Here is a 24,220-nt window from a genome sequence, read left to right on the forward strand (position 1 = left end):
GGGGAAAGGATCACAACTGGCGCGCGATGAGTTCGCGCAGCACTTCGCTGGTGCCGCCGAAAATGCGCGTCACACGCATGTCGACGAAGGCGCGGGCAATCGGGTACTCGAGCATGTAGCCGTAGCCACCGTGCAGCTGGACCATGTCGTCGATGCACTTGCACAAGGTCTCAGTGGCGAAGAGTTTGGCGATGGCCGACTCCTGCACCGTGAGGCGCCGACGCATGTGTTCGCCAATGTAGTGATCGATGGTCAGGCGCACGGCGGTGGCCTGGGCCTTGATGTCGGCGAGTTTGAATTTGGTGTTCTGGAAGTCCCAGACGGTCTGGTTGAAGGCCTTGCGGTCCTTCACGTACTCGACGGTCTGCTCCAGCAGGCGTTCGAGTTTGGCGGCGCTGTACAGGGCGATGACCAGGCGCTCTTGCGGCAGCTCTTCCATCAGGTGCATGAAGCCTTTGTTTTCTTCGCCTAGCAGGTTGCCTACCGGTACGCGCACGTTGTCGAAGAACAGTTCTGCGGTATCGGCGGCCGCCTGGCCAACCTTCTCCAGCTTGCGGCCACGACGGAAACCTTCACGGTCGCACTCGACCATGATCAGGCTGCAACCCTTGGCTCCGGCGCTCGGGTCGGTCTTGCACACCACCACGACCATGTCGCAGGTCAGGCCGTTGCTGATGAAGGTTTTGCTGCCGTTGATCACCCATTCGTCACCGTCACGCACGGCGGTGGTGCGGATCGCCTTGAGGTCGGAACCGGTGCCCGGCTCGGTCATGGCAACGGCCAGGACGGTTTCGCCGGCGCAGATGTTCGGCAGCCATTTGTGCTTTTGCGCTTCGGTGCCCAGGCGCACGATATACGGCGCGACGATGTCGGAATGCACACCCAGGCTCCAGCCCGAAACACCGGAGCGGTACAGCTCTTCGATCAACACGGCCGAGTGCCCGAAGTCACCGCCGCCACCGCCGTACTCGGTCGGCACGGTGAGGCACAACAGGTTGTGGCGACCGGCCTTGAGCCAGGTTTCCCGGTCGACCTGCCCGGCCTCGTCCCACTGAGCCTGCTTGGGAAGGCATTCACGCTCGAAGAAACGCCGCGCGGTTTCACGCAGCATTTCGTGGTCTTCACGGTAGACGGTACGGTTGATATGCATCGGGATCTCCAGTGGATTGCCAGGCTGACGTGCGCCTGGTTCGTGGGATCAATGTATTGGCGTGGGGGGGTGTTGAATCCACCCGGATCGGGTAGCAAATTTCGACAGAATCAAACACCGCCCTTGTAGGAGCTGGCTTGCCAGCGAAAGCGTCCTCCTAATCGCCGCAAGGCTTGAGGGCCCCTTCGCTGGCGAGCCAGCTCCTACGGATTTGGGGGGGCGCGGAATGTGCAAACGACTTCAATTCCTTGTAGGAGCTGGCTTGCCAGCGAAGGCGTCCTCCTATTCGCCGCAAGGCTTGAGGGCCCCTTCGCTGGCAAGCCAGCTCCTACGGTTTTGGGGTGGTCGCGGAATGGGTAAACGCCCTCAATCCCCTTGTAGGAGCTGGCTCGCCAGCGAAGGCGTCCACATAATCGCCGCAAGGCTTGAGGGCCCCTTCGCTGGCGAGCCAGCTCCTACGGGCTTGGGGCGGTCGCGGAATGTGCAAACGACCTCAATCCCCTTGTAGGAGCTGGCTTGCCAGCGAAAGCGTCCTCCTATTCACCGCAAGGCTTGAGGGACCCTTCGCTGGCAAGCCAGCTCCTACGGGCTTGGGGCGGTCGCGGAATGGGTAAACGCCCTCAATTCCCTTGTAGGAGCTGGCTCGCCAGCGAAGGCGTCCTCCTATTCGCCGCAAGGCTCGAGGGACCCTTCGCTGGCAAGCCAGCTCCTACCGGTTTGAGGGCGATCGCTGGATGTGTGAATGACTTCAATCCCTTGTAGGAGCTGGCTTGCCAGCGAAGGCGTCCTCCTATTCGCCGCAACGCTGGAGGGCCCCTTCGCTGGCAAGCCAGCTCCTACGGGCATTTTGGTGACGTCACGAGGGCTGTTTGCGCAGTTGGCGTTTCAGGACTTTGCCGGCGGCGGAGAGCGGTAATGCGTCGCGGAACTCGATGCTTTTCGGGCATTTGTAGCCGGCGATGAACTGGCGGCAATACCGGCGCAATTGTTGTTCATCGACGTGGGCGCCGGGCTTGCGCACCACGACGGCGTGCACCGCTTCGCCCCATTGCTCATGCGGGATGCCGATCACCGCAGCCATCGCCACCGCCGGATGCCGCGCGAGAATGTTCTCGACCTCGGCCGAATAGATGTTTTCGCCGCCACTGACGATCATGTCCTTCAGCCGGTCAACGATGAACAGGTAACCCTGCTCGTCCATGTAGGCGCCATCCCCGGTATACAGCCAGCCATTGCGCAGTGCTTTCGCGGTTTCCTCGGGTTTGTTCCAGTAGCCCTGCATGATGTTCGGTCCGCGCACGATGATCTCGCCCACCGTGCCACGTGGGACTTCATTGCCTTGCGGGTCGACAATCTTCACGTTCACACCCAGGCCACCACGCCCGACCGAACGCGACAATCCGCTTTGGCGTGCTTGCTGTGTGTGATTCCACGGCAGATTGCTCGACACCACCGGGCAGGCTTCAGTCAGCCCGTAAGAGTGGGAAAGCTCGATCTGCGGAAGCCGCGCGAGCACCTGTTCGACCATCTCACTCGCACTGGGCGATGCGCCGTAGGTCAAGCGTTTGAGACTGCTGAGGTCATAGCGATCAAAATCGGGATGGGCCAATAGTGCGAGGATCATCGTCGGCACCAGCAGCGTTTCGGTGATCTGTTCACCCTCGATGATTTGCAGCAGTCCTTCAGCGTCGAAGCTCGGCACCAGGACATGGGTTTCGCCGGCCAGGAACTGAATCAATGCGCGCGCCATGCCGGCGACATGGAACAGCGGCGCCACGTGCAACAACCGTCCATTGCGCACCGGAGGCATATCGACCATGCGCGGCATGCACGCCGACCACAGATTCAGATGCGATTGCATGACACCTTTGGGGAAACCGGTGGTGCCACCGGTGTACATGATGCAGGCGAGGTCGTCACCGCCACGACCGGCATCCTCGACCGGTACAGCGTCGGCAATCAGTGGCTCGAAGCCAAGCATGCCCGCCGGTACTTCACCCTCCCCGGCGTAGATAAACACCGGGACACGGTGAACCGTGGCACGGATGCCGTCGGCCAGCGCTGCAAAATGCTCATCGACAATCAAAATGCCGGTCGCGCAATCGTCCAGCGAGTAAACGATCTCGGGCACGCTCCAGCGGATGTTGACCGGGTTCAACACCCCGCCGCCCCACCAGACACCCATGATGTATTCGAGATAACGGTCGGAATTGAGCGCGAGCATGCCGACCCGATCACCCGGCGCCATGCCCAGGTTCTGCAAGGCACCGGCCAACCGAGCGACGCGGTCGCCAAACTGGCGATAGGTCTGGCGGCGCTCACCGAAGATTGTCGCCATGTGTTCCGGGTTCTGCTGCAGCGTTCGCTGCAAGCATTGAGTCATGTACATGGCGTCAACTCACCCCCCGATCCTTGCCACTCCAGAACGGCTCGCGCAGATCACGCTTGAGCACCTTGCCTGCACCGGACAACGGCAATGCGGCGCGGAACTCGACCGATTTCGGGGTCTTGTAGCCCGCAATCTGTCGACGGCAGTGCTCGATGATCTCGGCACCCACGGCTTCGGTATCGGGCTTGAGCACAATCACCGCGTGCACAGCTTCGCCCCACTGCACACAGGGAATGCCGATCACCGCACATGCAGCGACGGCCGGGTGACTGGAAATCGCGCTCTCGACTTCACCGGAATAAACGTTCTCGCCACCGCTGACGATCATGTCCTTGAAGCGGTCGACGATGTAGAGGTAACCGTCTTCATCCATGTAGGCGCCGTCGCCGGTGTGCATCCAGCCACCCCGCAGCGCCTGGGCAGTTTCGTCGGGTTTGTTCCAGTAGCCGAGCATGATGTTCGGGCCGCGCACGATGACTTCGCCGACAGTCCCGCAGGGAACTTCGTTGTCCTGCTCGTCGACAATGCGCACAGTCACGCCGAGCCCTGGGCGCCCGGCCGAGCGCAGGCGGCCATTGGCGATACCTTCAGCGCTATGGTTTTGCGGACCGTTGGCGCAAATCGGTGGCGCGGCTTCGGTCATGCCATAGCCCTGGGTGAACTCGACATTCGGCAAGGCCTTGAGCGCGAGTTCCAGCAAAGGAACGGCAATCGGCGAGGCGCCATAGGTCAAGCTGCGCAGGCAGCCGAGGTCATGCCGGGCAAAATCCGGGTGCATGATCAGCGCCTGCAACATGGTCGGCACGATCAGGATGTCGGTGATCCGCTCGCTTTCGATGGTGCGCATGACGTCCAGCGCATCGAAGGCTGGCACGAAGATGCTGGGCAAACCCAGCAACGAGATCAGGATCACCCGCGACAGCGCCGCCAGGTGGAACATCGGGGCGATGTGCAGGGTCAGCGCATCCGCCGGCACTGGAACATCGGCCGCGCGGGCCACGGCCGCCGACCACAAATTCATGTGCGACTGCATCACGCCCTTTGGCCGGCCGGTGGTGCCGCCGGTGTACATGATGCTGGCCAGGTCGTCGCCGCCGCGAAAGGCATCATCAACTGGCTCTGCGTCACGGATCAGTTGTTCGTAGGACAGCATGCCCTCGGGCGCCGGCCCGTCGCCAACGTGGATCAGCAGCGGCCGCACCTTGGCCGTACCGGTAATAGCTTCGGCCATGGGCAGGAAAGCGTCATCGATCATCAGGATGCGGGTATCGCAGTCGTCCAGCGAGTAGACGATTTCCGGCACGCTCCAGCGGATGTTGACCGGGTTGACCACGCCACCGCCCCACCAGGTGGCCAGGAAATATTCGAGAAAACGGTCGGAGTTCAAGCCAAGCAGGCCAACGCGATCGCCGGTCTGCATCCCCAGTTGCTGCAAGGCGCCGGCAAGACGGGCCACTCGGTCGGCCAGTTCGGCATAGGTGCGACGCCGGTCACGAAAGACCGTCGCCAAGGCATGAGGTCGTTGCTGCAGAACCCGGTGCAGTCCTTGGGTCAGATACATGAAGGTTTTCCTGTGAATTATTGTTGTCAGGCAAAAACGAAAGTCTTGGAGCATCAGGCTCCGGTGTATTTGGGCGTGCGCTGCTCGGCCAGGGCCATGCGCCCTTCCGCGTGGTCCTCGCTATCGCGCAACAAGCCCCAGTGAAGATGGGCCTGGATGACGAAATCCCGAGGTGCCAGGTGGGCGGTCTGCACCGCCAGTCGCTTGATCGACTGCACCGCCAGCGGGCCGTTGGCCGCAATGCGTTCGGCCAGGTTGAGCGCCGCAGACAGGAGCCGATCCTGAGGCACAAGGTCGATGATCAGCCCGATGCGCAACGCCTCCTGCGCGCAGACCGATTCGCCGGTCAACGCCATTTTCATGGCGTGGGCCGCTGGCACGGCGCGCAGCAGGTACTGCACGCCCCCCGCAGCCGGAATGGTCGCGTCGCCGACTTCGGGCAAGCCGAACGTGGCGCTGGCCGTGGCGATACGCAGGTCACATTGCAGCGCCAGTTCAAGACCGCCGCCCAGGCAATCGCCATTGATGGCCGCGATAATCGGCTTCCAGATCTCCAGGTCACTGAGGTCGAACAAGCGCATGAAGCCACCCTCCTCGGCTTCGGTCTCACGGCTTTTCATTGCCCCGGCGACAAAACCGGACGCGGGTCGTAACGGCTCCTTGAAACTCGCACCGCAGCAAAACGCGCGTTCCCCGGCACCGGTGAGCACGATGACCCGCACCTGCTCGTCATCCTGGCAGGCGCCCAGTGTCTTGCGCAGGTGCATCAGGTCGCTGACCGTCAGCGCGTTGTGCGTTGTGGGCGCATCAAGTGTGATGAGTGCCACGTGATCGATGATCTTGAACTGAATGGCCATGGGCTGATTCCTGCGCTCCGGTGGTTTCTTTGTTGTTTTTATGGGGCGGCAATCAGACCTTGAAGCCCAGGCCCAGCTCACGCAAACGCTCGATGGTCGGGGCGTCGAATCCCCAGTCGCGAAGCGCATCGCCGCCATGTTCGCCGCGCTGTGGCGCAGGTCGCGGAGGTGTCGAAGGTGTGGTGAGAAAACGCGGTGCCGGGACCGGTTGCACTACGCCGTCGACCTCGATGAAGCTGCCGCGCGCCAGGCTATGGGGATGCTGCGCCGCTTCGGCGAAACCCAACACCGGCGCGACGCAAGCATCGCTGCCGTCGAATGCTTCGGCCCACTGTTCGCGTGTGCGGCTGAGGAACGCCGACGTGAACGCTTCCCGCAGCCGTGGCCAACCGCTCCGGTCGTGCTGGCCGGGCAGATCAGCGTTGGCCAGGCCCAGAATCTCGAGCATTTGCGCATAGAAACGCGACTCGATCGGCCCGATCGACATGTGCTGCCCATCGCGGGTTTCATAGGTGTCGTACCACGGCGCGCCGCCGTCGAGCAGGTTGCTGCCGCGCTGTTCGTTCCAGTGACCGCCAGCCAACAGCCCCCAAATCACCGAGCCCAACTGCGCCGCCCCCTCGGTCATCGCCGCGTCGACCACTTGCCCGACCCCGCCGCGCTGCACATTGACCAGCGCTGCCAGTACGCCCATCGCCAGCAACATGCCGCCACCGCCGTAGTCGCCCACCAGGTTCAGCGGCGGCACCGGACGCCCGCCGGCCGGGCCGATGGCGGACAGCACGCCTGACAGGGCGATGTAGTTCAGGTCATGGCCCGCGCGCTCGGCCAGTGGCCCGGTCTGGCCCCAACCGGTCATGCGCGCATAGACCAGGCGCGGGTTGCGCGCCAAAACAACGTCCGGCCCAAGCCCGAGACGCTCCATCGTTCCCGGGCGAAAGCCTTCGATCAGCACATCGGCACGCTCGATCAGCTCCAGCGCTGCGGTGACACTTTCCGGACGTTTCAGGTCCAGGGTCACCGAGCTTCGATTGCGTCCGGTGATGTCCTTGCGCTGGCCTTCGAACTTCGGGCCCAGGTCACTCGCGGCGACCGGACGGTCGATGCGCACCACGTCGGCGCCCATGTCTGCCAACAGCATCGTGCCAAAAGGCGCCGGGCCGATTGCCTCAAATTCCACCACTCGAATGCCGCTCAGTACACCCATCGCAACCGCTCCACTGATCTGACGGAGCGCCAGGCAGCACCCCTGTTTTTGTGCCATCCAGTAGATCAATCCGTTCTCCATCGACCACCACCCGCATCGGGTGGCGGGCGCCAAACACAGGGTCATGACTTTCCAGCTCTGGGTTACACTCGGGTGGATTCATTGCACTCTCAAAAACAAAAAGATTCGGACAGCCCCATGGACAAACCCCGTAAGTCCAAAGCCTCGGACACGCCCGCCAACCGGGCCTTGAATCCGACACAGTCGCCCATCGTAAGCACCAAGCTGATCCCGCCACGCAGTGCCGGACGGCTGATTTCCCGCGAACGGCTACAGGAACAAATGCTCAAGGCACGCCGCCAGCGTTGCATCGTGCTCAAGGGGCCGGCGGGCTGCGGCAAGACCTCGACGTTGATCGCCTGGCGCCAGGCGCTGTTACCGCTGGGCTTCGATGTGGCCTGGCTGACGCTGTCGGCCGACGACAATGAGCTGACGCGGTTTATCGACTACTTGCTCGCCAGCCTGGGGCAAATCGACCCCGCGCTCGTGCACGAAGCCATCCAGCTGGAAGGTCGCGGCATCGACAGCGAGGCGGTGGAACGCACGGTCATCACGCTGGTGCGCAGCATTGCCAGCCACGCCCGTGAATGGGTGCTGGTGCTCGACGACCTGCACCACCTGACCGACGTCGGTATTCATCAGGCCCTGCAATGGCTGATCGACTACGCACCGGCCAACCTGCACCTGGCGCTGGTGTCGCGCAGCGCTGTGCCCTTGTCCCTGGCGCGGTTGCGCAGCCAGGACCTGGTGCTGGAGCTGAACCTGCGCGACTTGCGTTTCACACCGGTTGAGTCCGAACAATTTCTCAAGGCGCAGTTGGGCGAGATCAACGCCCGCGACGCCAAACTGATGCATGAATTGACTGACGGCTGGGTAGCCGGACTGCAACTGCTCGCGGTCAGCCGAAAAAAGAATCGCCCGGCCGCCTCCACCGCCGACCAGATACAGGTTCGGGACGATCAGGCTTTCGCGAAATTTTTCGAGATCGAGGTGTTGTCTCATCTGTCGCCGACGGACCTCGATTTAATGCTGCTCATGGCCGTCTGCAATCGCTTTTGTGCCTCGTTATGCGCCGCCCTCAGCGGCAATTCGGACGCGGTCGGCAACGCCAACGCCTTGCTGGCGCGTTTGGAGCGGGACAATCTGTTCTTGATTCCAGTGGACAGTGCCGAGCGGGAAACCTGGTATCGCCTGCATCCACTGCTGCGCGAAACGCTGCTCAAGTACTTCGACTCACGCAGCAAGGCCGAACAACAAACGGTGCACGCGCGGGCGTGGGCCTGGTTCCGTGACCACCACCACCTGGATGAAGCGGTGCACCACGCAGTGATGGCGGGCGACCCTGATGCCGCCGCCGATCTGGTAGAGCAAAACGCCGAAGCGCTGTACGCGCACGGCGACCTGCGCATGTTGATCGAGCTGGTCCGGCTGCTGCCGGTCGAGCAAGTGCAGGCGCGGGTCAAACTGCGCATCCTCAAAGCCCGGATGCAACTCTATGCCCGGGATTTCACGGCCTGCGCCGATAGCCTCGATCGACTGTTCCATGACGTCCCGGAAACTGACGTGCATGATCGGTTCATGATCGCGCTGCTGCGGGCATCCCTGGCGTTGCAACGGGATGACACGGACGCCGCGATGACCGTCCTGCCGCAACTGCTCAACCCGCCGCCCGGCAGCAACAGTGTCGCCATTGGCTCCTGCGCCAACATCCTGTCCTGGCTCTACATGCACCGGGGCGAATACGAAAAGGCCCGCCAGGTGCAACTCGACCGCCCTGCGCTGCTGATCAATGGCGAGCCGCTTTTGGGAACGACGGCTGGCAGCCTTCAGGGTCGCTGCATGATTGGCTTGAGCCACGCTCTCGAAGGCCAGATGAAGCAGGCGGAAAGGGTTTACCGCGACGTGCTGCACGAAGCCACTCATTGCGGCAAGGCCGGGGCTGACGCGACCTATCTCTCCGCTGCGCTGCTGGGCGAGGTGCTGTACGAAACCAACGATGTCGACGCGGCGTTCAAACTACTGTCGGGCTGGATCGACATTCTGGAGCGGATCTCGATTCCCGACTCGGTCCTGCGCGTGCTTCAAGTGCTATGGAATGTGCAATGGCTGGCGGGCAACCATCAGGAAGCCCTGGCCTTTGTCGAGCGACTCGATGAGTACGCGATCAAACTCGGCCTCGACCGCCTGCAAGCGTACTGCCTGACCTGGCAAGTCCGCTGGCTCTTGATACTCGGCGAACCCGCGCAGGCGCAAGCCAAACTGGCACGCCTGGAAACCATCGATGCTCGCCACCCGGATGCCGGGCAAAGTGCGCTCAAGGAAATCCACATCCTGACCGAGAATGCGCGGGCGCGCTGGCAGTTGGCCCAAGGTGATCTGGACGGGGCGTTGAAGCGCATTGAACAACTGATCGAAACCTGTGAACTGCACCGCCGCCAACTCGGCACGGTGCGTCTGCTGGTGCTGAGTGCGGTGATCGAATCCCAGCGCGGCAACCCGCACGCTGCGCGAGAAAAAGTCATGGAGGCACTGCGGCGTGGGCAACGCTTTGGGCTGTTGCGCAGTCTGCTCGATGCGCACCCGGATGCGCTGAACCTGATCTCTGAGATCACGAGCAAAGAAACCCTGGACCCGGTGCTTGCGTTTTATGTGGAGCGATTGCAAGCGGCGCAGGTGACTGCGCTTGCCGTACCGACCGACAAACCTTCGGCTGCCCCAACGGGCAAACCGCTGGCCGCCGGTATGGAGCCGTTGAGCGAACGTGAAATCGAAGTCGTGCGCTTGCTGGCCCAGGCCCTGCCCAACAAGAAAATCGCCCGCGCGTTGGGCCTTTCACCCGAAACCGTGAAATGGCACCTGAGCCATATCTACAGCAAGCTCGGCGTCAGCAGCCGCGATGAAGCGGTGGCCCGGGTGCGCGATATCGAATCGCAAGACGACGCCAGCACACCCAAATAAACCCCTCAGGCAAACAAAAAAACCTGTGGGAGCGGGGCTTGCCCGCGATGGCGGTGTATCAGTCGACATCAATGTTGCCTGTCACACCGTCATCGCGGCAAGCCCGCTCCCACAGGGGTTGTGTCGCTCCCTCTGTCAGTGAATTTTGCCCGTGCCACCCGGCTCGGGTGGCGTTTGGCCGATGGGCCGCAGCCTATCGTAACCCTCAGTTCAAAGGCGTAACTCGCGCCTTGGGCCCCAGGCGAACAGCCGTCGGCCTACGATCATTGAGGAGTCTTGCGTGCATATCGCCCGAACCGTTTTCCGCGACGACCATGAAATGTTCCGCACCACCGTGCGCCGTTTTTTCGAGCGTGAATGTCTGCCACGGCAGGCGGCCTGGGATGAAGCCGGTCAGGTCGACCGTGAAACCTGGCTCAAAGCTGGCCGCGAGGGCTTGCTGGGTATCACCCTGCCCACCGAATACGGTGGTGGCGGCGGCGATTTCGGTCACTGCGCGGTGTTCAACGAAGAGTTCGCCCGGGCCGGCGTGAGTGGCGCCTACTTCGGCATGCACTCCGACGTCATCGCCCCGTACATTAATCGCTGCGGCAACGACGAACAGAAGCAAAAGTGGCTCCCAGGCATCTGCTCCGGCGAGACCATCCTGGCCATCGCCATGACCGAACCCGGCACCGGCAGCGACCTCAAGGCCGTGCGCACCACCGCCGTGCGCGACGGCGACGAGTACGTGATCAACGGCAGCAAGACCTTCATCAGCAATGGCCTGACCGCCGACCTGGTCATCGTCGTGTGCAAGACCGATCCGGCTGCCGGCGCCAAAGGCATCAGCCTGATCGCCGTGGAAGCCCACCGTGCCGGCTTCAAGCGTGGGCGCAAACTGGACAAGGTCGGCCAGCCCGCGGCGGACACCGCCGAGCTGTTCTTCGACAACGTCCGCGTGCCGGTCGGCAACCGTCTCGGCGAAGAAGGCCTGGGTTTCAGCTACCTGATGGGCGAACTGCCGCAGGAGCGCTTCTCCATCGCCGTGTCCGCCGCCGCCAAACTCGAGCGCCTGCTGGAGCAGACCGTCGACTACGTGAAGGACCGCAAAGCCTTCAACCAGACCGTCTGGGACTTCCAGAATACAAAATTCAAACTCGCCGACATCAAGGCCCAGGCCACTGCCCTGCGTGTGATGGTCGATTACTACCTCGGCGAGCACATGCGCCGTCGCCTGACCCTGGAAGAAGCGGCGATTGCCAAGCTCTACACCACCGAAACCCTGTGGAAATGCATCGACGACATGGTCCAGTTGCATGGCGGCTACGGCTACATGCTGGAGTACCCGATCGCCCGCGCATTCGTCGACATGCGCGTCAACCGCATCTACGGCGGCACCAGTGAAGTCATGCGCGAGATGATCGCGCGCAAGCTCTGACCCTCAAAACAAAAAGGAAAAATACAATGAGCCATAAAGTGTTCGTTGCTGGCGTCGGCATGATCCAGTTCAAGAAACCGGGAACCAACGAACCCTACGACGTCATGGGTGAACAGGCGATTCGCCAGGCCCTGGCCGACTCGGGCCTGGACTTCAGCGACATTCAACAGGCCTACGCCGGCTACGTTTACGGCGACTCCACCTGCGGCCAGAAAGCCTTGTACCGCGTGGGCATGACCGGCATCCCGCTGATTAACGTCAACAACAACTGCGCCACCGGTTCCAGCGCGCTGTTCCTTGCTCGCCAGGCCGTGGCCAGCGGTGCGGTCGACTGCGCCTTGGCGTTCGGATTCGAACACATGAACCCGGGCGCGCTGAAATCGGCCTGGAGCGATCGCGCCCCGGCGACCGAACGTGCCCTGGTGCTGGCCGATGAATTGATTGGCATGCATGAATTGCCCAATGCGATCCGCCAGTTCGGCGGTGCCGGTTACGCGCACATGCAAAAGTACGGCACCCAACTGGAAACCTTCGCCAAGATCCGCGCCAAGGCCAGCCGTCACGCGGCCAATAACCCGTTGGCCGTATTCCGCAACGTGGTCAGCACCGAAGAAGTCATGGCCGCGCCGATGCTGTGGGAAGGCGTGATGACCCGCCTGATGGCTTGCCCGCCGACCTGTGGCGCCGCCGCCAGCATCGTGGTCTCCGAAGCATTCGCGAAAAAGCATGGTCTGCGCACCGATGTGCTGATGGCCGGTCAGGCACTGACCACCGACCTGCCGAGTACCTACGACGCCAAGGACATGATCCGCGTGGTCGGTTTCGACATGACACGCATGGCGGCGGACATCGCCTACAACCAGGCCGGCATCGGGCCAAAAGACATCGACGTCATCGAGTTGCACGACTGCTTCGCGCAGAACGAGCTGCTGACCTACGAAGGCCTGGGCCTGTGCGCCGAAGGTGCGGCCGAGCAACTGGTCAACGACGGCGACAACACCTACGGCGGCAAATGGGTCACCAACCCGTCCGGTGGCCTGCTCTCCAAGGGCCATCCGCTGGGTGCCACCGGCCTGGCCCAATGCTACGAGCTGACCCACCAATTGCGCGGCACCGCCGAGCAGCGCCAGGTGCAGAACGCGCGCATCGCGGTCCAGCACAACCTCGGCCTGGGCGGCGCCTGCGTGGTGACCGTGTACCAGAAAAACTGACGCGGCCGGTAATCAAAGGAGCCATTCAGATGATTGACAAGAAACACATCGGCAGACAACTGCCCACGTTCCTCGCCACCGCCGAAGCCGGGCAACTGCGCTTCTTCGCCAAGGCGATCGGCGAAACCAACCCCATCTATTTCGACGAACAAGCTGCGCGTGATGCCGGCTATCCGGGTCTGCCGTTACCGCCGACCTTTCTGTTCTCGCTGGAATTCCAGATCCCGTCCAATGCCTGGCGTGACGAGCTGGGCATCGTCACCGCGCGCATCCTGCACGGTGAAGAGTCGTTCCGTTATCACCGCATGGCCTACGCCGGGGACACGTTGCGCTTCGATGTGCGCATCGCCGACATCTACGACAAGAAAGGTGGCGCCCTGGAATTCGTGGTGCGCGAAACCCGAGTCACCAATCAGCACGGTGAGCACGTCGCGGACCTGCGCAGCGTGCTAGTGCAGCGCAACAGCTGAAGCGGAGAACCCTGATGAACGCGATAAGCCTGGAAAAAATCAACGTCGGCGAGACCCTGCCACCACTGGCCCTGCCCCCGATCAACCGCACCACCCTGGCGCTGTTTGCCGGTGCGTCGGGCGATCACAACGCCATTCATATCGACACCGACTACGCGCGCAAGGCCGGCATGGCCGATGTGTTCGCCCACGGCATGCTGTCGATGGCCTACCTCGGGCGCCTGCTGACGCAGTGGGTCGATCAGTGCCAGTTGCGCGAGTTCGGCGTGCGCTTCCTCGGCATCACTCACCTGGGCCATCAGATCACCTGCACCGGCACCGTCGTCGACCGCTTCGAGGTCGATGGCGAGCAACGGATCAAGGTCGAAGTGCGCACCACCAATCAATACGGCGAAACCAAGATCGTTGGTGACGCCGTGATCGCTCTGTAAACAAACCCGAGAATTGAGGAGCAACACCCATGGCAAAACTCGAAGGCAAAGTCGCACTGGTCACCGGTTCCGGCCGTGGCATTGGTCAGCAGATCGCCCTGAAGCTGGCGAGCGAAGGCGCGCGCATTGTGATCAACGACCTGGACGCCGATCCGGCCCACGAGACCGCTGAAATGATCCGCAAGCTGGGTGGCGAAGCCGCCGTGTGCCACGGCAACGTCAGCGCCCCGGACTTCGGTGACCGCTACATCAAGACCGCGATGGACAACTTCGGCGGCATCGACATCATCGTCAACAACGCCGGTTACACCTGGGACGACGTGATCCAGAAGATGAGCGACGAGCAGTGGTACGCGATTCTCGACTGCCACATGACCGCGCCGTTTCGCATCCTGCGTGCCGCCTACCCGATCATCAAGGCCCAGGCCCAGGCGGACGCGGCAGCACAGCGCGAAGTGTTCCGCAAAGTGGTGAACATCTCTTCGGTTTCGGCCCTCAATGGCAACGCCGGGCAGATGAACTATTCCTCGGCCAAGGCCGGTGTGATCGGCATGACCCGTGCGCTGGCCCGTGAATGGGGGCGTTTCAAGGTCAACGTCAACGCCGTGGCCTTCGGTTTCATCGAGACCCGCATGACCAAGGCTGACGCACATGCCGGTGCCACGGTGAACATTGAAGGTCGCGACATCCGAGTCGGCATCAGCCCGGAAGCGGCCAAGTCGTTCGCCCAGCGTAACCCCTTGGGCCGTCCGGGAACCGTGCAGGAAGCGGCCGACGCCGTGTACCTGTTCTGCTCGCCCGAGTCGAACTACATCACTGCGCAAACCATCGCAGTCGCCGGCAATCTGCAATAAGCAAACAGCCCTGTGGTGAGGGAACTTGTGGGAGCGAGCCTGCTCGCGATGGACGTCACCGATAACGCGCCTCATCTGAATGACCGCGGTGCCCGGACATTTTTCGCGAGCAGGCTCGCTCCCACAACAAGCTCCCTCGCCACAAAAGCTGTGTTTGCGTTTTGATGACCGCAGGATCAGACCATGAACATGACCGAAATCAATATCCGCCTGGCCGCCATCAAACTGATCTCGCGCAACGGTTACGGGGCAATGAGCCTTCGCCAGCTCGCGGCTGAGGCAGGTATCAACGCTTCGACGCTGTACATCTACTACAAGAGTAAAAACGAACTGCTGCTGGAACTGATTCTGGATTACTTTCAGGGTTTGTCCCGAGAATGGGCACGTTGCCGGCCAAACAAGGCTTCCACTGCCGATGTGAAATTGCTCGCCTTCATTGCTTGCCACGTGCGCTACCACCTTGAGCATCAGGACGAATCCCGGCTTGGCAATCTGGAGTTCAGAAGCCTGGACGAAGAAGACCTGGAGTTGGTTCGCCAGGCTCGTCGCCTCTATCTGAAAGCCTTGCAGGAACTTCTTGAGCAAGGCGTCAAGGAGGGTTCGCTCAGTTGTGCCGAACCCAAACTGATGGCGCGCACGCTGTTCAATATGCTCACCCACGCCTGTGTCTGGTACAGGACCGATGGCCGCTTTGGTGTTGATGACCTTGTTCGCCATTACTCGGATCTGGTACTGAAAATGCTCGGTGCCGTGCCTATTCCATCGCCTCGGGTTTGCGCCCCGCGAACGGTAATAACCCGCCGAAGCGCGCCGATGGAGGTCCATCCATGAGCCATCTCATGCAGCCTTTTTCCATGACCGGCAAGACCGTTCTGGTGGCCGATGCCGCCACACAACTGGGCGCGCATTTCGCCCGACTGATCAGCGGTGCGGGCGCGCGCGTGGCGCTCGGCGCGCAACATCCCTCGCAATTGGAGCAGCTCGCCGCAGACTTGCGCTGGGAAGGTGGCGAAGTCCTGATCGTCGCGCTCGACAGCGCCCGCAGGCCCAGCATCGAGGCTGCACTGGACACCGTGCAGGAACGCTTCGGCAGTGTCGATGTGCTGATCAACAACAGCGCCGAGCGCGAGCACATCGCGCTAAACAACCACATTGTCCACTGCACCAGCCTGCACATGATCAGGGCCGAGCGCGGCGGCAGTATCGTCAATATTGATCCGCCACCGCGCCCCATCAGCGAACCAAATCCCTGCCTGCGACCTAACAGCAGCCTGATCCGCATGAGCCGCGCCATGGCCCAGTCACTGACGCCACATCGTATTCGCGTCAACGTCATCGCCCCCGGGCGCGGCAAGGACGCGGGGCTGCAACAACTCAACGGCCCGCTATTGCTGCTGGCCAGCGGCGCAGGAGCCAGCGTGACCGGGGCCGTGCTGCATATCGACAATCCTGGCACCTGACACGACTTTTATGTCGACCCGAAACCTGTAGGAGCGAGCTTGCTCGCGAAAAACCGAAGGGCGACGCAGCGCATCCGGTTTAACGCGTCATCGTTTACGACCTTCGCGAGCAAGCTCGCTCCTACAGGATTTGTGTGATTTGTCAGTGGCGCGGGCGCCAGCGTGACCGGGGCCATGCTGCATATCGACAATCCTGGCACCTGACACCGCTTTATGTTGACCCGAAACCTGTAGGAGCGAGCTTGCTCGCGAAGAATTTGAATGCGCGGAGTTTCTCCTGCTTAAACGCGTCATCGTTGACGACCTTCGCGAGCAAGCTCGCTCCTACAGGATTTGTGTGATTTGTTAGTGGCGCGGGCGCTAGCGTGACCGGGGCCGTGCTGCATATCGACAATCCTGGCACCTGACACGGCTTTTTATGTCGACCCGAAACCTGTAGGAGCGAGCTTGCTCGCGAAGGACATGAATGCGCGGAGTTTCTCCTGCTTAAACGCGTCATCGTTGACGACCTTCGCGAGCAAGCTCGCTCCTACAGAATTTGTGTGATTTGTCAGTGGCGCGGGCGCCAGCGTGACCGGGGCCGTGCTGCATATCGACAATCCTGGCACCTGACACCGCTTTTATGTTGACCCGAAACCTGTAGGAGCGAGCTTGCTCGCGAAAAACCGAAGGGCGACGCAGCGCATCCGGTTTAACGCGTCATCGTTGACGATCTTCGCGAGCAGGCTCGCTGCCACATTTTGATCGGGGTTCGCCGCCAGGATTTATGTGATTGGCCACCTGATATGGGGGGCGTGTTGTCACTGACGACGCTCGAACATGGCTGTGGGTCGCTCTTCGCGACGCCCGTCAACAAGGAGCCAGTCAGATGACTCGCATAAAAAAGTGGCTGCCGAAACTCGCCCTGGTGGCGGCTTCGGTACTGGCGATTTCGGCAACTGCCGGGGCCGCTGAAAAACCCAACATTCTGGTGATCTTCGGCGATGACATCGGCCAGACCAACATCAGCGCCTACTCCATGGGCGTGGTCGGCTACAAGACGCCGAACATCGACCGGATTGCCCATGAAGGCATGCTGTTCACCGACTACTACGCGGAAAACAGCTGCACCGCCGGACGCTCGTCGTTCATCACCGGCCAGTCACCGCTGCGCACCGGCCTGACCAAAGTCGGCGTACCGGGCGCGCGGATCGGTATTCAAAACCGCGACATCACCATTGCCCACGCGTTGAAATCCCAGGGCTACGCGACCGGCCAGTTCGGCAAGAATCACTTGGGTGACAAGGACGAATTCCTGCCGACCAACCATGGTTTCGACGAGTTCTTCGGCAACCTCTACCACCTCAACGCCGAAGAAGAACCCGAACGCCCTTACTGGCCCAAGGATGACCCGGACTTCGTCAAATCCCGAACCCCGCGCGGTGTGATTCACAGCTATGCCGACGGCAAGATCGAAGACACCGGTGCGCTGACCACCAAGCGCATGGAAACCATCGACGACGAAACCACGGCTGCCGCGCAAGCGTTCATCGAGAAACAGGCCAAGGCGGACAAACCGTTTTTCGTCTGGATGAACACCACCCGCATGCACCTGTTTACTCATGTTCGCGATTCGATGAAAGGCCAGAGTGGCATGCCCGGCAACGACTATGCAGACGGCATGCTTGAGCATGACGGTGACGTCGGCAAACTGCTGAAGACCCTCGACGACCTGAAAATCGCCGACAACACCATCGTCGTCTACACCACCGACAACGGCCCGAACCAGTTCTCCTGGCCGGACGCGGCGACCACGCCGTTTCGCAACGAGAAGAACTCCAACTGGGAAGGCGCCTACCGCGTGCCGGCGATTGTCCGTTGGCCGGGCAAGATCAAGGCCGGTGAAGTCTCCAACGAGATGTTCTCGGGCATGGACTGGTTCCCGACCTTGCTCGCGGCGGCTGGCGATGCCGATGTGAAAAACAAACTGCTCAAAGGCTGGGCACCGACTTCCGGCGGCAGCAACTTCAAAGTGCACCTGGACGGTTTCAACCAACTGCCTTACCTGACCGGCCAACAACCTAAAGGCGAGCGCAAGGAGTTCTACTACTTCAACGACGACGGGGTGTTGGTTTCCATGCGTTACGACAACTGGAAAGTGGTCTTCGCCGAGCAACGCGAACCGGGCGGTTTCGCGGTGTGGAGCAGCCCTTTCGTGCCGCTACGAGTGCCGAAGCTATTCAACTTGCGAATGGACCCTTATGAACGCGCGGACATTGTCTCTGACCAGTATTACGACTGGACCGTGAAGAACTCTTACTTGCTGGCAGCGGGGGTGGCCAAGGCAGCGAGGTTCCTGCAGACCTTCGTCGAGTACCCGCCGAGCCAGAAACCGGCCAGCTTCAGCATCGATCAGATCCGGGCTGCGGTAGACGCGAAAATCGAAGAGAAAAACAAAGCCCAGACCAAACCGTAAGACGCGGCCGCCGTCCACTGCTCAGTGGGCGGCGCTGTTCTAGAGCAAAGAAAGGATTGTAAGGAAAATGGCAGGGGCGGCTGGATTCGAACCAACGCATGGCAGGATCAAAACCTGCTGCCTTACCGCTTGGCGACGCCCCTGTAGGTGTTGCGACGAGTGCCTGGCACTCTCTTGCTGATTCTGCAGTTGGCGAGCAGCTTGGAATGCTGCTTTCGCTACAGGCCCTGTAATGGCCTCTGCAAGAACGGGCGGGAATTTATCAACTTTTGCTCCCGCTGAAAAGCCCCTTCAAAACATAAATTTGTTTTAAAACAGCCGCTTACCATTACCTGAAATCAGATACAACCCTCTCCGAAGTTTTTCTGCAAACGGTGCGCAACCTAAGGCACTGCAACGAACAAGGCGCTCTAAAGGCCTTGTCCGTTCCCGGCGGGCAACATGTTGATCCTGACTAAACCAGCGGCTGGTGGCTGGTCACACAGTGGATACCGCCGCCCCCGGCGGAGATGGCGTCGATGTTGAGCTGCACCACCTCTCTGTCCGGGTAGAGTTCGGACAACAGATCGAAGGCCTTGGCATCGGCGGCCTTGTCGCCAAACTCCGGCGCAATCACCGCCCCATTGATCACAAAGTAATTGATGTAGCCGGCGGCAAAGTCCGGGTTATTGCGGCTGAACGAGCTCTGGCGCGGCTTGAGTGGCGGCGACACGGTGTGCACCTGTAGCGCGCGGCCATCGGCGTCCGTGGCAGTTTCCAGAATCGCCAGATGAGCACGGGTGACGGCGTAATCGTATGACGCGGGGTCGTTATCGAGGTTGGCGATCACAACGCCTGGCTTGACGAAACGCGCATAGAAATCGACGTGGGCGTCGGTGATGTCCTTGCCCTTGATTCCCGGCAGCCAGATGATTTTGCGCAGGCCCAAGCGAGCTTTCAGCTCTTGCTCGACCTCGGCCTTGCTCCAGTCGGGGTTGCGGTTGCTATTGATCCAGCTGCTCTCGGTCATGATCCCGGTGCCCAGACCGTCTACTTCGATACCACCGCCCTCACCCACCAACTCACTGCGGATGTGACGGGCATCTACCGTGTCGGCGACCAACGCGGCCACCTGGGCATCCTCGCTGTGCTGCTGTTTGTTACCCCAGCCGTTGAAATTGAAATCCACGGCACCCAGCTCGCCTTTCCCGTCGACGACAAAGTTGGCGCCGGTATCGCGCATCCAGATGTCGTCGAGTTCGGTGCTGATGTAGGTGATGTTCGCCGCGCCGCAGTGCTCTTCAGCCAGATCCCGCTCGCGCTCCCGACAGAAGACGGTCACCGGCTCATAACGGGCGATGGTGCGAGCGATCAGGCCAATGGCGGCTTGCACGTCAGCGGTGGAATCCTCCCAGATGTCCTCCTGTGCGCCAAAAGCGATGAAGGCCCTTTGGTGTTTATCGCCCTCGTCCGGCATGCGCCAATTGCCCGATGAAGCCGCCTGCACCCGCAACGAAGTCAGGCCCAGGGTCACTGCCGCCCCCAGACCGGCAACGACCGATACCTGCTTGATGAACTGACGACGCGTCGACATGTGTTGATCCTTGACTGTATCTGCATTCATTTCGCGGTGGCTGTCTTGAACTTGGTCCAGGTGCGCATGCGCGCTCGCATATCGGACTGTGGAATGTCCTTGCCGGGAATCAGCCGTGCATACGTGGCGTCGTCGAGGTAGATATCCGGGTTGTTGCGCATCGCGGCGTCGACGCTCGGGCGCGCCTTGGCGTTGGAGGTGGGATAGCCGGTGAAGTTGCTGATGGCGGCCATGCTCTCCGGGCGCATGACGAAATTGATGAACGCATAGGCGTACTCCGGATGCCTGGCGTCGACGGGAATGGCCATGGTGTCCATCCACACCGTGGTGCCTTCACGGGGAATGCGGTACTGGAACATGGTTTTCTTGCCGGCGCTGTCCGCCGTGCGTTGCGCCTGAGTCATGTCGCCGCTGTAACCGAGGGACAGGCACAGGTTGCCATTGACCAGATCGGTCACCGGCTGCGACTGGAACTTGCGGATGTAAGGTCGCAGTTTCAGCAGCAGGTCACTCGCCGCCGCCAGGTCTTCAGGCTTGGCGCTGCGTGGCTCACGCCCCAGGTAATTGAGCACCACCGCCAGCACTTCGTCCGGCGAATCGATCATCGAGATGCCACAGTCGGCAAATTTGCCCGCCAGTTCCGGTTTGAACAGCATGTCCAGGCTGTTCACCGGGGCATCCGGCACGCGCTGTTTGATCTGCTCATCATTGTAGGTCAGGCCGATGGTGCCCCAAGTGTAAGGAACGGTGGCCTGGCTCGAATGCTCATAATGCGAACGCAGCTTCTGCAAACCGGGTTCGACGTCATCCAGGGCGGTGATTTTTGCGCGGTCCAGCGGCAGCAGACTGCCGGCGCGCATCAAGCGCTCGGCAACGGTGTCGCCGGGGAAAATCAGGTCGTAACCACTGCCACCGGCGAGCATCTTGGCTTCCAGCGTTTCGCTGCCATCCATGACGTCGTAGATCACTTTGATCCCGGTTTCGGCGGTGAATCTGGTCAGCGTGTCTTCGGCGAAATAGTCGGCCCAGTTGTACAACCTGAGGGTTTTCTCTTCGGCGTGCAGCGACGGCAAGACGCAGCAAAGTGCCAAGGCACCGGTCAACCATTGGTTGGACATGCGCATATCAAATCCCCTGATTCGCCCAGCGTGCATTGATGTGACGACCGTCCTGGCTTAACAGCGCCCCGTACATCTCCGGGCGACGGTCGCGGTAAATCCCCCAGCTCAAGCGGTCTTCGCGCATGGCGCTCAGGTCCAGGCTGTGCACCAGCACGCCGGTGCTGTCACGGTCGGCCTCGGCGAGCAATTTGCCCTTGTGGTTGCAGATAAAGGACGAGCCGTAGAAGCTCATCTGCAGCAGCGGATCGGTGGTCGCCGCTTCCCGGCCGACACGATTGGCCGCTACCACCGGCAGGAGATTGGCAGCTGCATGGCCGCGCATGGTCATTTGCCAATGGTCGCGTGAATCCAGGGCCGCGCAGCCCGGTTCAGAACCAATCGCGGTGGGAAACAGCAAGACTTCGGCGCCCATCAACGCCAGGCAACGCGCGGTTTCCGGGAACCACTGATCCCAGCAGATCCCCACACCGATGCGCCCGAATGCCGTGTCCCAGACACGAAAACCGGTATCGCCGGGGCTGAAGTATTCCTTCTCCTGATAACCGATGGCGTTGGGGATATGAGTCTTGCGATACACGCCCAGCAGGCGCCCATCGGCATCGGCCACGCTCAAGGAATTGAAGTACGCATTGCCGGCCTTCTCGAACCAGCTCAGCGGCAGCACCACACCCAGTTCCTTGGCCAGCGCAGCAAAGCGTTTGAGCACGTGACTGTCTCGATACTCTTCCGCTAGCGCCAGGTGTTTGTGGCTTTGCTCGATGCAGAAATACGGCGTGGCAAACAGCTCCTGCAACAGGATGACCTGCGCCCCTTTGGCCGCCGCCTCACGGACTAGCTGTTCAGCTTGATCGAGGTTGTGTTGCAAGTCCCAGGTGCAGGGCATCTGGGTGGTGGCAATCGTCAACAAGGTCATGGCATCAACCCTCCACCGGCCAGGCGGGCTGTTGCTGGGTGATGCAATGCACACCGCCGCCGCCATGGGCCAGATGATTGATCCGCACCGGCACTACCTCGCGTCCAGGGAAGGCCTGCGCCAGCACTTCGGCCGCCGCGTGGTCGGCGTCGATGCCGTAGGCCGGCATGATGATCGCGCCGTTGGCGATGTAGAAGTTGGTGTAGGAGGCGCAGAACACTTCAGCCTCGGTGTCCACGGCGTCGGTGGCTTCGTACAGTTCGATCAGTTCGAACTTCCGCCCCTGGGCATCAGTGGCCAACTCCAGGGCACGCCGGTTTTCCCGGGCCACTTCGGCGTACACCGACTGTTTGTCGTGGGTCGCGTCCACCAGCAAAACACCGGGGCGTGCGAACGCACAGACACCGTCGACATGGCCGTCCGTCATGTCGCCCGTCACATAGTCCGGATCACCCGGCAGCCAGATGGTTTTCTTCACACCCAGCAGGCGTGCGAAGAGGTCTTCCATCTCGGCCTTGCTCATGCCCGGGTTGCGATTGGGGTTGAGCAACACCGACTCGGTGGTGATCAGCGTGCCCTCGCCGTCGACATGAATCGCCCCACCCTCGTTGCTCAGCGGTGTGCCAAAGCACGGCATGCGCAGATGATTGAGTGCGCGGCGTGCCAGGCTTTCGTCCAGGTCATGGGCCGACTTGCCGCCCCACGCGTTGAAGCGCCAACTCACTCCGGCCAGGCCTTGTTGCGGGTGGCAGATGAAGCTCGGGCCGGAATCACGGCACCAACTGTCGTTCACTGCCAATTCGATCAGTTCGATGTTGGCTCCGCACAGTGCTTTGGCACTGGCGACAGCGGAGGGATCGACGACCATTTTCACCGGCTCGAAACGGGCAATCGCGTTGGCCACGCGAGCGAAGTCCTCTTGCACCAGCGGCAAGGTGACGCGCCAACCCGACTCCCAAAGTGCCTGGTTGTGTGGCCAGACCATCCACGTCGCGGCGTGCTTGACCCACTCTGCCGGCATCAACCAACCACTGTTTTGAATTTGATCCTGCTGCATGACATGCCCCATGATAAAAAGCTCTTTGAGTTAAGACATTGTGTTCAATGAGAACTGCCTTGATTGGCTTGTTATCCATGCTACGGCTGGCTAAACAGACAAACAAACGATGGATTTTGTGGAAAACTGATTAGAGGAACTTATCAATATGCTCAAGCACTGGCCGCCACTCAGCACCCTTCGCGGCTTTGAAGCCGCCGCTCGGCTCGGCAGTTTCCACAAGGCTGCCGCCGAGCTGCACCTGACCCAGTCGGCCATCAGCCAGCAGATCCGCAGCCTCGAGGCGTACCTTGAGCAGCCCTTGTTCTTTCGCAGTGGCCGCAGTGTCAGCCTGACCGATGCCGGTCACGACCTGCTCAGCACCACCCAGGCGTTGCTGCAACAACTGGCCGTCGGCATTCGCCGCCTCGGGCAATACCAGAAACCCAACCAACTGGTCCTAAACACCACTCCCGCGTTCGCCCGTCACTGGTTGCTGCCACGCCTGGGGGATTTTCGTCGTCAGCATCCGGAGGTTGATCTGTGGATTTTCAGTACCGATGAAGTGCCGGACATGACCACCCAGACCATCGACCTCGCGGTGCGCGACGACATCAGCTCCCAGGCCGAATGCAGCTTCAAGGTGCTGCACGCCGATCGCCTCTACCCGGCGTGCCACCCGAACCTGTTGGCGTTGGCACCGGAACAGCGCACCACCCTGCACGGCGAGCGGGAAATGGACTGGAGTCACTGGGCGGTGGAAGCCGGCATCGATGTCGGCCAGCACGATCAGGGGCTGAACTTCTCCGACCCCGGCCTGCTGCTCGACGCCGCCTGCGCCGGCCTCGGCATCGCCCTGGTCAGCGAGCTCCTGAGCCGGCAGGCACGCGCCCAAGGATTGCTGCAACCCTTGGTCGAGCAAACCATTCGCGGACCGAATTGGGCATTGCTGACGCACCGTGACAGCGAGAACAATGCGCGAAGTTTTAGTGAGTGGTTGTTGAGTAATCTGGAGGAGGCAAGCCCGACGATGTAGCGATTCGGGGGCAGGTTTTTCGCCTTGGTTTGATAGTGACTGGCAATAATCGGCTGTG

At 61.4% G+C, this 24,220-nt stretch carries 19 protein-coding genes and 1 tRNA gene; 10 read left to right on the top strand and 10 right to left on the bottom strand.

Features of this window, described 5'->3' with window-relative positions; genetic code table 11:
• Positions 1–10: 10 nt before the first annotated feature.
• The 5 genes from AEQ67_RS04265 to AEQ67_RS04285 all read right to left on the bottom strand — a co-directional run bounded on the left by AEQ67_RS04265 (position 11) and on the right by AEQ67_RS04285 (position 7,164).
• On the bottom strand, positions 11–1,150 hold the full coding sequence (locus AEQ67_RS04265) for an acyl-CoA dehydrogenase family protein (RefSeq protein ID WP_059402646.1): 1,140 nt from the start codon (positions 1,148–1,150) through the stop codon (positions 11–13).
• A gap of 856 nt (positions 1,151–2,006) precedes the next feature.
• Positions 2,007–3,539, bottom strand: a complete 1,533-nt coding sequence (locus AEQ67_RS04270; RefSeq protein WP_059402647.1) for an acyl-CoA synthetase — start codon at positions 3,537–3,539, stop codon at positions 2,007–2,009.
• Positions 3,540–3,543: 4 nt separating this feature from the next.
• Positions 3,544–5,100 carry an acyl-CoA synthetase gene (locus AEQ67_RS04275; RefSeq protein WP_059402648.1) on the bottom strand — a complete coding sequence of 519 codons (1,557 nt, stop codon included), beginning with the start codon at positions 5,098–5,100 and terminating at the stop codon, positions 3,544–3,546.
• A gap of 53 nt (positions 5,101–5,153) precedes the next feature.
• On the bottom strand, positions 5,154–5,957 hold the full coding sequence (locus tag AEQ67_RS04280; protein WP_059402649.1) for an enoyl-CoA hydratase/isomerase family protein: 804 nt from the start codon (positions 5,955–5,957) through the stop codon (positions 5,154–5,156).
• A 52-nt stretch (positions 5,958–6,009) separates the two neighbouring features.
• On the bottom strand, positions 6,010–7,164 hold the full coding sequence (locus tag AEQ67_RS04285; protein WP_059402650.1) for a CaiB/BaiF CoA transferase family protein: 1,155 nt from the start codon (positions 7,162–7,164) through the stop codon (positions 6,010–6,012).
• 198 nt (positions 7,165–7,362) lie between these two features.
• Between AEQ67_RS04285 and AEQ67_RS04290 the strand changes: the two genes are divergently transcribed.
• The 9 genes from AEQ67_RS04290 to AEQ67_RS04330 all read left to right on the top strand — a co-directional run bounded on the left by AEQ67_RS04290 (position 7,363) and on the right by AEQ67_RS04330 (position 18,483).
• Positions 7,363–10,182 (top strand): LuxR C-terminal-related transcriptional regulator, encoded by a 2,820-nt coding sequence (locus tag AEQ67_RS04290; protein WP_059402651.1) that lies wholly within the window; start codon positions 7,363–7,365, stop codon positions 10,180–10,182.
• Positions 10,183–10,501: 319 nt separating this feature from the next.
• Positions 10,502–11,602, top strand: a complete 1,101-nt coding sequence (locus tag AEQ67_RS04295) for an acyl-CoA dehydrogenase family protein (RefSeq protein WP_236710277.1) — start codon at positions 10,502–10,504, stop codon at positions 11,600–11,602.
• Between the two features lie 26 nt (positions 11,603–11,628).
• Positions 11,629–12,813 (top strand): lipid-transfer protein, encoded by a 1,185-nt coding sequence (locus AEQ67_RS04300; RefSeq protein WP_059402653.1) that lies wholly within the window; start codon positions 11,629–11,631, stop codon positions 12,811–12,813.
• Positions 12,814–12,842: 29 nt separating this feature from the next.
• The gene (locus AEQ67_RS04305; RefSeq protein ID WP_059402654.1) at positions 12,843–13,283 is read left to right on the top strand and encodes a MaoC family dehydratase N-terminal domain-containing protein; all 441 of its coding nucleotides are present in this window, start codon (positions 12,843–12,845) and stop codon (positions 13,281–13,283) included.
• Positions 13,284–13,297: 14 nt separating this feature from the next.
• A complete protein-coding gene (locus AEQ67_RS04310) occupies positions 13,298–13,714 on the top strand; it encodes a MaoC family dehydratase (RefSeq protein WP_059402655.1) in 417 nt (138 codons plus the stop codon).
• Positions 13,715–13,743: 29 nt separating this feature from the next.
• Positions 13,744–14,568, top strand: coding sequence for an SDR family NAD(P)-dependent oxidoreductase (locus AEQ67_RS04315; RefSeq protein WP_059402656.1), 825 nt, complete (start codon positions 13,744–13,746; stop codon positions 14,566–14,568).
• A 183-nt stretch (positions 14,569–14,751) separates the two neighbouring features.
• Positions 14,752–15,399 (top strand): TetR/AcrR family transcriptional regulator, encoded by a 648-nt coding sequence (locus AEQ67_RS04320; protein ID WP_059402657.1) that lies wholly within the window; start codon positions 14,752–14,754, stop codon positions 15,397–15,399.
• Positions 15,396–16,028, top strand: coding sequence for an SDR family NAD(P)-dependent oxidoreductase (locus tag AEQ67_RS04325; protein WP_059402658.1), 633 nt, complete (start codon positions 15,396–15,398; stop codon positions 16,026–16,028). Before AEQ67_RS04320 ends, AEQ67_RS04325 begins: the two co-directional genes overlap by 4 nt.
• A gap of 868 nt (positions 16,029–16,896) precedes the next feature.
• On the top strand, positions 16,897–18,483 hold the full coding sequence (locus AEQ67_RS04330; RefSeq protein WP_059402659.1) for an arylsulfatase: 1,587 nt from the start codon (positions 16,897–16,899) through the stop codon (positions 18,481–18,483).
• A gap of 68 nt (positions 18,484–18,551) precedes the next feature.
• Here the strand turns inward: AEQ67_RS04330 and AEQ67_RS04335 are convergent.
• The 5 genes from AEQ67_RS04335 to AEQ67_RS04355 form a co-directional block, all read right to left on the bottom strand.
• Positions 18,552–18,626, bottom strand: a tRNA-Gln gene (locus AEQ67_RS04335).
• Between the two features lie 311 nt (positions 18,627–18,937).
• Complete coding sequence (locus AEQ67_RS04340; RefSeq protein WP_059402660.1) at positions 18,938–20,056, bottom strand: agmatine deiminase family protein; 1,119 nt, start codon at positions 20,054–20,056, stop codon at positions 18,938–18,940.
• A 26-nt stretch (positions 20,057–20,082) separates the two neighbouring features.
• The gene (locus AEQ67_RS04345; RefSeq protein ID WP_059402661.1) at positions 20,083–21,180 is read right to left on the bottom strand and encodes an extracellular solute-binding protein; all 1,098 of its coding nucleotides are present in this window, start codon (positions 21,178–21,180) and stop codon (positions 20,083–20,085) included.
• A 1-nt stretch (position 21,181) separates the two neighbouring features.
• Positions 21,182–22,090 (bottom strand): N-carbamoylputrescine amidase, encoded by a 909-nt coding sequence (gene aguB / locus AEQ67_RS04350; RefSeq protein ID WP_059402662.1) that lies wholly within the window; start codon positions 22,088–22,090, stop codon positions 21,182–21,184.
• Between the two features lie 4 nt (positions 22,091–22,094).
• A complete protein-coding gene (locus AEQ67_RS04355) occupies positions 22,095–23,147 on the bottom strand; it encodes an agmatine deiminase family protein (RefSeq protein WP_059402920.1) in 1,053 nt (350 codons plus the stop codon).
• Positions 23,148–23,295: 148 nt separating this feature from the next.
• Here AEQ67_RS04355 and AEQ67_RS04360 point away from each other — a divergent pair, with 148 nt between their 5' ends.
• Positions 23,296–24,162 carry a LysR substrate-binding domain-containing protein gene (locus AEQ67_RS04360; protein WP_059402663.1) on the top strand — a complete coding sequence of 289 codons (867 nt, stop codon included), beginning with the start codon at positions 23,296–23,298 and terminating at the stop codon, positions 24,160–24,162.
• The last annotated feature ends 58 nt before the right edge of the window (positions 24,163–24,220 follow it).

The organism is Pseudomonas sp. RIT-PI-q (assembly GCF_001297125.1).
GTDB lineage: Bacteria > Pseudomonadota > Gammaproteobacteria > Pseudomonadales > Pseudomonadaceae > Aquipseudomonas.